Origin of the sequence: Anabaena sp. CCY 9910 (genome assembly GCF_963920875.1) — a bacterium.
In the GTDB taxonomy this organism is placed as follows: Bacteria; Cyanobacteriota; Cyanobacteriia; order Cyanobacteriales; family Nostocaceae; genus Trichormus; species Trichormus variabilis.
In genome coordinates this window covers 19,831-32,248 of sequence record NZ_CAWUDJ010000033.1, presented here as the reverse complement: position 1 = coordinate 32,248, position 12,418 = coordinate 19,831, and the positions used below count along the sequence as shown (strand labels likewise).

Below are 12,418 nucleotides of genomic sequence, written 5' to 3'. Positions count from 1 at the left end.
CAAGTATGCAGTTACGCTAAGGAAGCTTAACGCGATGTGTAATTTTTCTCAAGTGTTTGGGGACTGGGGATTGGGAACTCAATGGTTTACGAGATGTTTTTACGCCCAATATTCTGGCTGGGTTAATTCTATAGCGATCGCTAGGAGACTGGCAAAGTCCAACCGATAAAAAAGTTGCCAAAAACGAACTTGTTCCCGTATCTGATGATTGCCGCAGGAAAATATTACTCGTCTAGTTTGTATGAGTAATGATAACCAAGGATAGGTATTGCGGATGAGACGAAACCAAATACAGGAAGATTGTTTGTTATTGTTCTGATTTTCACGACTCATATTCTAAACTTTTTCCCTCCTGCCTCCACCATCTAATCAAAAGCTTGAATATTTAATTCATACCGCCACTGAGATAAAGGTTTTTCCCAAGCTTCTTCCCACTTTTGTGCGAATAACGGTTTGGCTTGTAAACCCATTGTCCAACCTCGTTCAATAGTCTGGAGAAGCTGAGGTAAGTCTTCTGGAGCGAGTAAGGTGGCGCTCATCAAGGCATTGGCAATTAACATACTGGCTAAGGGTAAACGGAATTGTGCTAGATAAAAGGCTTGTAGTCCTATTTCGTCAATGCCGCTAGCGCTGAATCCTGTAACAAGATGCCAAATATCATGGGTTTGCTGCCAGCGATGCTCAATGTAAGCTGTATCTGAATTGACAATAATTTCGGGATCTATGCGTTCAAAGCCAGATTCTTTGAGAGTCGAGGCATAGAGATAACCCAAAGAATCAGCCGGATATTGCAATAGCTGCTCTAAGTCGTGGACTGGCGCATAATATCGCTCTTTGATCAAATGTGCTACCTCAGGATCAGTCTGCATACTTTCCGCCGCCAATTTAAAAGCCCGGCTGTGAATTAAGATGCTACTAAGTTCATCTACCGCATCTATGTTGTCTTCTGTTGTCAGTAACGTGAAAAAAGCTTTCATCGCCGTCAAAAACTGGAAATTCATCTGCCGTTGTACTTCAGAGTCGAGTTTTAATGGCTGAACTGGGTGAGTATTTATTGTTTGCATGGCAAGAGCTACTAGTAATAAGATCAATTAAATATGAACGATGTTCATATTTACAAAATACGAATAATGTTCATGTTTTGTCAAGGGCGAAATTAGATTGATGACAGCGAATAATTCTCCTAGTAATTCCAAGATGCGCCGCCAACCCCAGCAGGCGAGGAGTCAGGAGCGAGTTAATTACATTCTGAGTGCAGCCGAAGAATTATTTATTGAGATGGGATATGAGCAGACAACAACAAGAGCGATCGCATCTCGTGCTAAAGTTCCTGTTGGTTCCTTGTATCAGTTCTTCCCCGATAAAGAATCCATTCTCAAAGCCTTAGCCGTGCGATATTTTCAACAGGAATATCAGCTGTTTGCCCAACTGCACACCAAAGAAGCAGAGACATTACCTGTTGCCGCGTATGTTGATCGGGTAATCGATGCGTTCGATCATTTTATGAATAGCCATCCGGGGTATCGTGCTGTGTATGAGCAATTGCTGAACTTGATGACATATTCAGCAATTGAAGCAATGGATAACTATGAATATCGAATTGTAGATGAACTGGCTGCTTTCTTTGCTAAACTCAACCCCAAACTAGAGGCAGAAAAATGCCAAGCGATCGCCTTAGTAGTAGTGAAGGTAGTAAGTGATCTTCTATGGCTGGCTACCAGTCAGACTCCAGCAAAGCGGCAATTGCTGTTAGCAGAAACGAAAATATTGATGTTGGGTTATCTCAATAATTATTTAGGTAATCAGGTAGGGGACTAGGGATTGGGGACTGGGGATTGGGGATTGGGGACTGGGGATTGGGGACTGGGCATTTCCCCCCCTACCTCCCCTGCCTCCCCTGCTTCCCCTGCCCCCTGCCCCCTGCTCCCTGCCCCCCTGCTTCCTCTCACACTCCGCTTCCTAACTCCAACAACCCAGGCGGAGGCGTAATTTCTATGCGGCGGGTTTCTAAATCTACTACTGGTGTGATCGCCTTGACAAAGGGAATCAGCACAGTTTTTGGTTTTTTGTTGCTAGGAACTGGCTCATGCAGACTCACTTCTAGTAAATCATTACCAGCCGGGATGACATCAACTACAGCCCCTACCAAATCGCCGGAGGTTTGTAAGAAGACTTCCATACCGATTAAATCGACCACATGATATTCATCTTCGCCTAGTTCTGGGCGATCGCTTGCTGGCACAAATAACATACAACCCCGTAGTTCTTCCGACTGGGTGCGATTTTCTACACCAGCTAACTGGAGGACATATAAGTTTTTGTTCTCCAGATAACGACCATGCAGCAATTCTATAGGTTGTGGTTCCGTTTGCCCCGGACGCAATAACCATCGGGTTCCCGGCACTTCAAAGCGTTCGGGAAAGTCAGAATCAGGATAGACTCGCACTTCCCCAGATAAGCCTTGGGCGGAAACGATTTTACCAATTTGTAACCATTCGTCAGGATCGGGGACTGGGGACTGGGGACTGGGGACTGGGGACTTTTTCTGTTTCTTTTCCCCCTGCCCCCTGCCCCCTGCCCCCTGCTTCTTCTCACCTGCCCCTTGCTTCTTCTCCCCTGCCCCTTTACTATCTTGTTTACGCTTCATGACTTAGGCACTAACAGGTGTACGCTGGTAAACTTGTTCAACTGCTTTTGCTAGACGCTGCATACCGAGGGCGATTTCAGTATCGCTACCAGTCAAGCTGATGCGGACACATTGGTGTTTGTGCGCCCATTCTTCTTTTAAGCCAGGGAAGAATGTACTACCAGGGACGACAATTACTCCCACTTTTTTGAGTTCTTGGTATAGTTCCCAATCAGTGATGGGCAAATCTTGTAACCATAGCCAACTAAAGATAGCACCTTCACCGCGATGGAGGAACCAAGGTAATTCTTTAGGCATGGCTGCTTCTAAAGCGTTCTCGACGATGGCGAATTTGTTTTGATAGAAAGGACGGATAACTTGTTCTGCGATTTGTGCCAATGCACCAGAGTTAATGGCACGGGCAGCGATCGCCTGCCCGTAGCGTGAGGAATGTAAACTAGCATTAGTCTGGAAAGATTCTAGGACTTGAATTAACCTTTCATTTCCAATGGCGATGCCAATTCTTTCCCCTGGTAAACCTGCTTTCGATAAGCTGGTGCAATGAAGAATATTTTCCCCAAAAATCAGGGACATATCTGTGAAATTCAACGCTGGGAATGGGGGAGCGTAAGCCGAATCAATTAGCACTGGCACATTATAAGGTGCGGCGAGGGCAGCAATTTTTCTCACTTCGTCATCGGTGAGAACATTACCGGTGGGGTTGCAGGGGCGGGAGAAGATAACGCAGCCGGTGCTTTCGGAAATAGATACTTGGCTAAAATCGGGGCGATATTTAAAACTGTGTGCTGCTGCATCAATATCTAAAGATGGTTTGTAAGCAACTAAAGCTTCGGGAACTAGACAAATACCACCATAGCCAGTGTAATCGGGACTCAGGGGTAAAACAATTTGCTTGAGGTCGCCGTTGCCAGTGTAACCGCCGAAAACATTGGCAGCATAAAAGTAGAGAGTTTGACTACCTGGAGTGATTAAGATGTTGCGATCGGTTAAATTCAGACCATAACGACGGTTAAAATCTTTGACAACTGCTTCAATTAATGGCGCATAGCCTTGACTAGAACCGTAACGACAAACTACTTCACCATATTCTTGACTTGCTAAGAGTTCTGCTGTGCAGTCCCGCCATAACTGTTCTACCTCTGGCAAAATCAACGGGTTGCCCGCACTCAAATTAATTAAATCCTGCCCTCCACCAGACTTCAACGTTTCGATAATGTCCTTCATAATCGCTCGTACACCAGTCAGGTTGGACATTTGATCGCCAATTTTAGTTAGGGCAGGGTTCATAAGCTTTAACAGTAAAGATAATTGAAGGGTTGACAAAAATATGGGTCTAGTGAAGCAGACCGATATCATTTTCTAGGCTTGCCGCCTGTAACTAATGTACCAATCTCAGCCGAAAATGCAATTTTAGTTAGTTTACAAAAAAGTTATGTAAATTTTCTGCAACTACCATTTGATAGAATCTTGCTCACCCCATCATTTTCCATTTTTCAGGGTTGCAGGTAAGATACTTGCAGGTAAGGGCTTTTTTTGAATTTTGAATTGATGAGGAGGGCTAACTCGTGGAAGTGAAAGCAGCAATAGCTTACGGCGCGGGTAAGCCGTTGACAATTGAAACCGTTCAACTAGAGGGGCCAAAAGCTGGGGAAGTATTGGTGGAAGTTAAAGCCAGTGGCGTTTGCCATACCGATGCTTACACCCTTTCAGGAAATGATCCCGAAGGTTTGTTCCCCGCCATTTTAGGACATGAGGGCGCGGGGGTGGTAGTAGATGTGGGCGCTGGTGTTACCAGTGTCAAACCAGGGGATCATGTGATTCCTCTCTACACCCCAGAATGTCGCCAATGTGCCTATTGTTTAAGCTTTAAGACTAATCTGTGTCAAGCCATTCGTGGTACTCAAGGACGAGGTTTGATGCCCGATGGGACTAGTCGTTTTAGTATCAATGGGCAGATGATTCATCACTATATGGGTACATCTACGTTTGCTAACTACACAGTCCTACCAGAAATTGCTGTAGCCAAGATTCGGGAAGATGCCCCATTTGACAAGGTTTGTTACATTGGCTGTGGTGTAACGACAGGTATCGGTGCAGTAATTTATACAGCCAAAGTGGAAGCAGGGGCAAATGTTGTAGTTTTTGGCTTGGGGGGTATTGGTTTAAACGTCATCCAAGGGGCGCGGATGGTGGGAGCTAATATGATTGTCGGCGTAGATATTAATCCCAATAAACGGGCTTTAGCTGAGAAATTTGGGATGACACATTTTGTGAATCCCCAGGAAGTAGAAGGTGACTTAGTTGCTTATTTGGTGGATTTAACTAAAGGCGGCGCTGATTACAGTTTTGAATGTATTGGTAACGTCAACGTGATGCGTCAAGCATTAGAATGCTGCCACAAAGGTTGGGGTGTGAGTGTCATTATTGGTGTTGCTGGTGCAGGACAAGAAATTAGTACTCGTCCCTTTCAATTAGTGACTGGGCGTGTGTGGAAAGGTTCAGCCTTCGGTGGTGCGAGAGGGCGTACAGATGTGCCGAAAATTGTTGATTGGTATATGGATGGAAAGATAAATATTGATGACTTAATTACTCATGTGATGCCCATTGAGCAGATTAATAATGCTATGGATTTAATGCACAGAGGTGAATCAATCCGCAGTGTGGTGACTTTTTAATAGTTAGATTGTAACCAGAGTGGGAATACCCAACTCGATTATATAGAGGCAGGTGCGATCGCCTTACCCCATCTGTCCTCGTACCCATTCCCTAATTACTTGTCGAAAAACCCGCCTTCCCGCCATGCGGTATCTTTCAATTAGTGATGGAATCTCTTGAATATTTAAATTAGGAAATACTAAACTTGTTTCGGTTTGGATATATTTCTCACCTTGCAATTGGTAAATTTTGATGTCTCCAGCATCATAACACCAGATTTCAGGCACACCTAACCGAACATAGAGAGGAAATCTATCTAATGATTTACTCGTAACATCAATTTCTAAAGCTAAATCTGGAGGTGGGTCTTGATTTAAATCAAACTTGAGCTTACCTCTAATTAAGGCTTCATTTTGGAAATAAAAGCAATTGTCAGATTCTATCCCAGCCTTTTTTAATTCTCGTTTCCAGGTAGTTGAACCATAACATTCATAATCTAACTCTAAAACTTCAGCCGTATCTTTGATAATGTCACCAATTATTTCTTTATAATATTCGTGTTCTGGTAATGGGGTCATAATCTCTAAAGTGCCATCATCGTAAGCAATCCTAGCTGCTCTACTTTCACCTAAATTTACTAATAAATTCTCAAATTGTTGCCAACTAATATTATGGAGAACTACCCGATCAGCACGAAGTTCAGTTAACAGCATATTTCCTCGCAGCATCAGTGAGTATTAGGCTGAGGAGTGTCAACCTACTTCATTTTATCAATGATGATTGATAAATATTTTCCAACCCTAAACCACCTTCTTCCCACGGAACTTTCAACGATGAGCGATCGCTTCTATCCGGGTATACCTACAACAGATGATTTAATTAAGTAGATGAATAATCTCAAACTGATCTCCGAATATCAAAGCTTTGGCGGTAAACTCGGCTTTTATTCTCATCCGTCTTTTACTTGTAACGGGGAAATGCGTTTTGCTGTTTATCAGCCACCGCAAGCAGTCGAAAAACCTCTACCAGTCCTCTATTTTCTCTCTGGTTTGACTTGTACAGAAGAGAATTTTATGGCTAAATCTGGGGCGCAACGCTATGCGGCTGAGTACGGTTTAATTTTGGTTGCGCCGGATACTAGTCCTCGTAATACAGGAATTGTTGGTGAGGATGACGAGTGGGATTTTGGGACAGGTGCAGGATTTTATGTGGATGCGACGGAAAAACCTTGGCGATCGCACTACCAAATGTATAGTTATATTGTGCAAGAATTACCTGCTTTGATTGCGGCTAATTTCCCTATACAAGCAGAAAAACAAGGGATTTTTGGTCACTCAATGGGTGGACATGGGGCGCTGGTCTGTGCTTTGCGTAATCCCCATATTTTCAAATCTGTGTCGGCTTTTGCACCGATTGTTGCACCTATGGGCTGTCCTTGGGGTCAAAAGGCTTTTAGCCGCTATCTGGGCAATAATCAAGCAAATTGGCGGGCTTATGATGCTAGTGAATTAGTCAAACAGTTGGGATATCACAGCCAAATTCTCATAGACCAAGGTACATCTGATAAATTTTTAACTGAACAATTGTTAACAGATGTATTCGCCCAAGCTTGTAAAGCAGTTAACCAACCGCTTAACTTACGTTATCAAACAGGCTATGACCACAGTTATTATTTTATTGCTAGTTTTATAGAAGATCATATCCGCCATCATGCGTTGGCTTAGCCTGCTGTAGGCATCGCCTTGGAGAAATTTTCGATATGTGTTGAAAAAATCCTTCAGTAGGGCGATGGCGTAACCGCAGGAGCGTAGCTGAGAGCCAATCTCTTACCACCAATTAATCCCACTTTTGTTGATTTATGTCATATAGAAGAAAAAATCCTGAGGATTAATCAGAAAATTTAACCCTACAGCTAGATTACTCGCTCTAGGCTCATGGCAGACAATTTATACAGCGCTTATATAGTGTTATATTCTACATCGGTTTTCTTGTGATAGCTACGACTAAAAAGACAATAGCTCTGGCTTAACCGATGCTTTGCACTTTATTCGGGAGCTGTAACTGTGACCCATGAGATAAACTCTAATATCTCTGAAAATCTCTTTGTCGGCGAAAGTGAAATGGCCGCACTCATGAGATCGCGCGACTGGTCGCAAACGTCTCTCGGTGCCGTGGAAACTTGGTCACAGAGCTTGAAAACAGCCGTACGCATTATGTTGACTTGTCGCCAAGCTATGTTTGTTTGGTGGGGAAACAACCTAATCAACCTCTACAACGATGCCTATAGAGCGATTCTCGGCGGTAAACATCCAGAGGCTCTAGGTCAAAGAGCTGCCGTCGTCTGGCAAGAAATTTGGGATCAAGTGGGGCCTCGTGCAGAAACAGCGCTCTTTCAAAATCAGGGTACTTACGATGAAGCCTTGCTGCTGATTATGGAACGCAATGGCTACCCAGAGGAAACCTACTACACTTTTTCCTATAGTCCTGTGCCTAATGATGACGGTGGCATCGGTGGTATTATCTGCGCCAATACAGAAGATACACTCCGCATCATTGGGGAGCGCCAGTTGGCACTGTTAAAGGATCTGGCAGCCAAAACAGCAGATGCTCAAACATTTGATGAGGCCTGCATTCTCAGCACCAAATGTCTGGCAACCAACCCCTACGATCTGCCGTTTGCGATGATTTATCTGGTTGATCCAAAGCAGCAGTGTGTAACTTTAGCAGGAACTTGCGGAATTGAGCGAGGACACCAAGCTGTTCCGGAAACAGTTGCCCTGGAAGAAAATTCTTTTTGGCGCTTTGCAGAGGTGTTAACAACTCATAAACCTTATCTGATCTCTGATTTACAATTACAATTTCCTGATCTGCCAACGGGAGCCTGGAATAGACCACCCCATCAGGCGGCTGTAGTACCCATCGCACCATCGGGACGCATGGGCAAAGCTGGGGTATTAGTGGCGGCTTTAAACCCATTTCGACTGTTTGATGATAACTATCAAGGATTTCTAAATTTAGTTTCGGCGCAAATTGCTGCCAGTATTGGCAACGCTCAAGCCTATGAAGAAGAACGCAAACGCGCCGAAAAGTTAGCAGAACTCGATCGCGCCAAAACCACCTTCTTTAGCAATGTTTCCCACGAATTTCGGACTCCCTTGACTTTAATGTTGAGTCCGTTAGAAGAGCTATTGGCAGCAGATGATCTGTCACAAGAGCAACGACAGGAAATGACCTTGATCCATCGCAATGGCTTACGCCTGTTGAAGTTGGTCAATACACTACTAGATTTTTCTCGGATTGAAGCTGGACGAGTGCAAGCGGTTTATGAACCCACAGACTTATCTACTTTCACCGCCGAATTAGCCAGTATCTTTCGCTCGGCAATTGAGCAAGCAGGCTTACAGTTTACTGTCACCTGTGAACCACTACCAGAATTAGTGTATGTTGATCGCCAAATGTGGGAGAAGATTATTCTCAATCTCCTCTCAAATGCCTTTAAGTTTACCTTTTCGGGAGCGATCGCCCTGACCCTGCGGCAGATACAGCACCAAGTAGAAATAACAGTCACTGATACAGGGATTGGGATTCCTCAAGCAGAATTACCCCACTTGTTTGAGAGGTTTCACCGTGTCGAGGGAGCGCGGGGCAGAACTCAAGAAGGTTCGGGAATTGGACTAGCATTAGTCCAAGAATTAGTGCGCCTGCATGGTGGTCAGGTACAAGCTGACAGCCGTGAAGGTTTAGGCACTACCTTTACTATCACCGTGCCGATGGGAACCGCCCATTTACCCCCTGAACGAATTCAGGCAACACGAACCTTAGTTTCTACTGGATTAGGTGCGGCTCCTTACATTGAAGAAGCTTTAAGCTTGTTACCAGCAATCAGGAATAGTGAGGAATCATATTTATCACCACTCACCTATAATCTATCTTCCTCTGCCCGTATTCTTCTGGTCGATGACAATGCTGATATGCGGGAGTACGTGAAGCGATTGCTGAGTAGACATTATATAGTAGAGACTGCCACCGACGGTCTGGCGGCATTAGAGGCGTTGGCTAATCATCTACCGGATTTGGTGCTAACGGATGTGATGATGCCCCGTCTGGATGGCTTTGGTCTGCTCAGTGCCTTGCGGAGTAACAATCGCACCCGTGAAATTCCCATCATTTTGCTTTCTGCCAGAGCCGGAGAAGAGGCAAAGGTGGAAGGATTAGAAGCGGGAGCCGATGATTATCTGATTAAGCCGTTTTCTGCCCGTGAACTATTAGCGCGCGTGGAAGCAACTTTAAAACTGGCGCAATTGCGGCGAGATGCTATGGAGCAGGAACAGACCTTGCGACAAGAAGCAGAAACAGCCAAGCAGAATGTAGAAACTATTTTGTCGAGTATTAATGATGGGTTTTACGTCCTCGATCGCGACTGGCGATTTACCTATGTCAACGATCGCCTGTGCGAGATCATTAGCATGGAACGCGAGGATATTCTCAATCACCGCATTTGGGATTTATTTGCAGATACTATTGGCACTGATATTGATCTTCAATTTCAACGAGCGTTTAATGAACAAACATCAGTCCAGTTTGAATATCTTTATGTCACCTGGAATCGTTGGTATGAACACCGAGTTTATCCTTCGCCTGATGGACTGACAGTTTTTGCTGCGGATATCACCGAACGCAAACAAGCTGAACTGGAACGCGAACAACTGCTAGCCCTTGAACGCCACTACATTAACCAATTGCAGGGATTGACTAGAGCCGCACTGGCAATTAACTCTGCCCTTTCCGTAGAGCAAGTTTTGCAGGTGATTACAGATCAGGCAGCATCAATCATTGGTTCTCACCAATCTGTTACGAGCATGACTATCGGCCAGAACTGGTCACAGGCAATTAGCGCCATTTTCTTATCTGATAAGTATACTCAGTGGCAAAATTATGATGAAAAGCCGGATGGATCAGGCATCTATGGCTGTGTCGGCCATCTCAATCACCCAATGCGGATGACTCAAGCCGAACTAGAGGCAAATCCACAGTGGCGCGGCCTTGGCAAAGAGGCAAAAAACCATCCCCCTCTGCGTGGCTGGCTGGCTGCTCCCCTAGTAGGGCGGAACGGACAAAACATCGGTTTGATTCAGCTTTCAGACAAATATGATGGTGAATTTACCGCCGCAGACGAAGCAATCCTGATGCAGTTAGCACAAATGGCTTCTGTGTCCGTGGAAAATATCAGGTTATACGAAGCTGAAAAACAAGCACGGTCGGCAGCCGAAGGCTCACGAGAAGAAGCCGAAGCGGCAAACCGGATTAAAGATGAATTTTTAGCCGTGCTGTCCCACGAATTGCGATCGCCCCTCAACCCGATTCTGGGTTGGTCAAGGCTGCTGCAAAATGGCAAACTAGACAAAGCAAAAGCCAAACAAGCTGTAACTATTATTGAGCGTAATGCCAAGCTGCAAGTCGAATTGATTGAAGACCTTTTAGATATCTCGCGGATTCTACAGGGGAAACTCAGCCTAACAAGCAGCCCGATTAATTTAGCATCAGTGATTAAAGGGGCGATTGAAACTGTGCGACTGGCAGCAGAAGCTAATTCCATTCGTATTGAAGTCAATCTTGATGGGGAAATAGGACTAGTTTCTGGCGACTCAACCCGCTTACAGCAAGTGATGTGGAACTTGCTCTCTAATGCTGTTAAGTTTACACCCACAGGTGGTTTGGTGGAGATACGCTTAGAACAAGTTGGTAATCAAGCTCAAATTAGCGTTAGTGATACTGGTAAAGGTATTTCTCCCGATTTTATACCTTATGTGTTTGATTATTTTCGCCAAGCAGATAGCGCCACTACTCGGAAATTTGGTGGGCTAGGATTGGGTTTGGCGATCGTGCGTCATTTAGTTGAGCTACATGGTGGTACTATTCACGCAGAAAGTCCGGGTGAAGGTATGGGAGCTACATTCACCCTGAAGTTGCCACTCTTACCTACTCAGCCGACTGTAAAACCAGATTCTCCATCCTCAGAAGTATCCCTGGGTTTGCATGGTACCCAAGTATTAGTGGTAGATGATGATACCGATACACGCGAATTTGTGGCTTTTCTCTTGGAACAAGCAGGGGCAAGGGTAGTCACAGCAGTTTCGGCTCTTGAAGCATTGCGAGTCTTTACCCAATCCCCACCCGATATCCTCCTGAGTGATATTGGGATGCCAGACATGGACGGCTATATGTTGATGCGGCAGATCAGAGCTTTGCCACCAGATCAGGGCGGAAAGATTCCCGCGATCGCCCTAACAGCCTATGCTGGGGAAATAGACGAAAAGCGGGCATTAAAAGTGGGGTTTCAAAAGCATATTTCTAAACCAGTAGACCCAGACAATTTAATTAGGGCGATCGTTAACTTAATTGATATAAAACTTTAAATGTAGCTTGGGTGGAGAACAGAACCCGATAGTATACAAGATGATGGGCGACGCTATCACCTACTCATCCTACAAATAATTTTGTCTCTGCGCTTACTGGTGAATGGGAATGTCCCAAATTTGCAAAACTTTGGGACATTAATGCTCAATTAAGCTACAACCGAGCCTAATATACTGAAAGCGGAGGGATTAGTAACCAAACCAGTTACGATTCCAGTCATCACGACGGTTATTATTCCAATCATCACGACGGTTGTTATCCCAACGACGGTTATTATCCCAGCGACGGTTGTTATCCCAGCGACGGTTATTGTCCCAGCGACGGTTGTTGTCCCAGCGACGGTTGTTGTCCCAACGACGGTTGTTATCCCAGTCGTTACGACGGTGATTATTCCGGTGGCGACGGTCATTATCCCGATAGCGACGGTCATTGTCGCGGTCATAGCGGATATTATCCCAATCTTCACGACGGTCGTTATCTCGGTTATAGCGACGATTATCTTGTCTACCTAGCTCAAAAATAGAAAATGCTGGTGTGTTCGCGTCAGCCTTGGGGGAAATAGCCAAAGCTGAAGCGGATGCTATCAAACCAACAAGAAAAACAGAGGTAATGCGATTGATCATATGAGTCTAGAGTTATTGTTTGTAAGTTCTCCAAGCCCAGTCAATTTACGCAAAACAGATTCCACATGGCTTTCCA

10 protein-coding genes are annotated in these 12,418 nt (G+C 44.9%); 4 read left to right on the top strand and 6 right to left on the bottom strand.

What is annotated here, in order from left to right; all coding sequences use genetic code 11:
• Window positions 1-99 precede the first annotated feature (99 nt).
• Complete coding sequence (locus ACM5QX_RS21195; RefSeq protein ID WP_011317942.1) at window positions 100-333, bottom strand: hypothetical protein; 234 nt, start codon at window positions 331-333, stop codon at window positions 100-102.
• A gap of 32 nt (window positions 334-365) precedes the next feature.
• Entirely contained in the window at window positions 366-1,064 is a 699-nt protein-coding gene (locus ACM5QX_RS21190; protein WP_414755324.1) for a Coq4 family protein, read from the bottom strand.
• Window positions 1,065-1,164: 100 nt separating this feature from the next.
• Here ACM5QX_RS21190 and ACM5QX_RS21185 point away from each other — a divergent pair, with 100 nt between their 5' ends.
• Window positions 1,165-1,818, top strand: a complete 654-nt coding sequence (locus ACM5QX_RS21185) for a TetR/AcrR family transcriptional regulator (protein ID WP_414755323.1) — start codon at window positions 1,165-1,167, stop codon at window positions 1,816-1,818.
• 127 nt (window positions 1,819-1,945) lie between these two features.
• Here the strand turns inward: ACM5QX_RS21185 and rimM are convergent, their stop codons facing one another.
• A complete protein-coding gene (rimM, locus tag ACM5QX_RS21180; RefSeq protein ID WP_414755322.1) occupies window positions 1,946-2,647 on the bottom strand; it encodes a ribosome maturation factor RimM in 702 nt (233 codons plus the stop codon).
• Window positions 2,648-2,650: 3 nt separating this feature from the next.
• Window positions 2,651-3,934 carry a valine--pyruvate transaminase gene (locus tag ACM5QX_RS21175; protein WP_414755321.1) on the bottom strand — a complete coding sequence of 428 codons (1,284 nt, stop codon included), beginning with the start codon at window positions 3,932-3,934 and terminating at the stop codon, window positions 2,651-2,653.
• Window positions 3,935-4,212: 278 nt separating this feature from the next.
• Between ACM5QX_RS21175 and ACM5QX_RS21170 the strand changes: the two genes are divergently transcribed.
• Window positions 4,213-5,322 carry an S-(hydroxymethyl)glutathione dehydrogenase/class III alcohol dehydrogenase gene (locus ACM5QX_RS21170; protein ID WP_414755320.1) on the top strand — a complete coding sequence of 370 codons (1,110 nt, stop codon included), beginning with the start codon at window positions 4,213-4,215 and terminating at the stop codon, window positions 5,320-5,322.
• A gap of 63 nt (window positions 5,323-5,385) precedes the next feature.
• On the opposite strand, the gene ACM5QX_RS21165 is transcribed toward ACM5QX_RS21170, so the two are convergent.
• Complete coding sequence (locus ACM5QX_RS21165; protein ID WP_011317935.1) at window positions 5,386-6,015, bottom strand: Uma2 family endonuclease; 630 nt, start codon at window positions 6,013-6,015, stop codon at window positions 5,386-5,388.
• 174 nt (window positions 6,016-6,189) lie between these two features.
• Here ACM5QX_RS21165 and fghA point away from each other — a divergent pair, with 174 nt between their 5' ends.
• A complete protein-coding gene (fghA, locus tag ACM5QX_RS21160) occupies window positions 6,190-7,026 on the top strand; it encodes an S-formylglutathione hydrolase (protein ID WP_414755319.1) in 837 nt (278 codons plus the stop codon).
• Between the two features lie 408 nt (window positions 7,027-7,434).
• Window positions 7,435-11,718 carry an ATP-binding protein gene (locus ACM5QX_RS21155; RefSeq protein WP_414755318.1) on the top strand — a complete coding sequence of 1,428 codons (4,284 nt, stop codon included), beginning with the start codon at window positions 7,435-7,437 and terminating at the stop codon, window positions 11,716-11,718.
• A gap of 189 nt (window positions 11,719-11,907) precedes the next feature.
• On the opposite strand, the gene ACM5QX_RS21150 is transcribed toward ACM5QX_RS21155, so the two are convergent.
• Window positions 11,908-12,342 carry a hypothetical protein gene (locus ACM5QX_RS21150; protein ID WP_414755317.1) on the bottom strand — a complete coding sequence of 145 codons (435 nt, stop codon included), beginning with the start codon at window positions 12,340-12,342 and terminating at the stop codon, window positions 11,908-11,910.
• Window positions 12,343-12,418 lie beyond the last annotated feature (76 nt).

What these genes read in the sequence shown, in the direction of transcription:
- ACM5QX_RS21195 (WP_011317942.1), bottom strand. Translation starts at nt 333, where the DNA reads ATGAGTCGTGAAAATCAGAACAATAACAAACAATCTTCCTGTATTTGG.
- ACM5QX_RS21190 (WP_414755324.1), bottom strand. Translation starts at nt 1,064, where the DNA reads ATGCAAACAATAAATACTCACCCAGTTCAGCCATTAAAACTCGACTCT.
- ACM5QX_RS21185 (WP_414755323.1), top strand. Translation starts at nt 1,165, where the DNA reads ATGACAGCGAATAATTCTCCTAGTAATTCCAAGATGCGCCGCCAACCC.
- rimM (WP_414755322.1), bottom strand. Translation starts at nt 2,647, where the DNA reads ATGAAGCGTAAACAAGATAGTAAAGGGGCAGGGGAGAAGAAGCAAGGG.
- ACM5QX_RS21175 (WP_414755321.1), bottom strand. Translation starts at nt 3,934, where the DNA reads ATGAACCCTGCCCTAACTAAAATTGGCGATCAAATGTCCAACCTGACT.
- ACM5QX_RS21165 (WP_011317935.1), bottom strand. Translation starts at nt 6,015, where the DNA reads ATGCTGTTAACTGAACTTCGTGCTGATCGGGTAGTTCTCCATAATATT.
- fghA (WP_414755319.1), top strand. Translation starts at nt 6,190, where the DNA reads ATGAATAATCTCAAACTGATCTCCGAATATCAAAGCTTTGGCGGTAAA.
- ACM5QX_RS21155 (WP_414755318.1), top strand. Translation starts at nt 7,435, where the DNA reads ATGAGATCGCGCGACTGGTCGCAAACGTCTCTCGGTGCCGTGGAAACT.
- ACM5QX_RS21150 (WP_414755317.1), bottom strand. Translation starts at nt 12,342, where the DNA reads ATGATCAATCGCATTACCTCTGTTTTTCTTGTTGGTTTGATAGCATCC.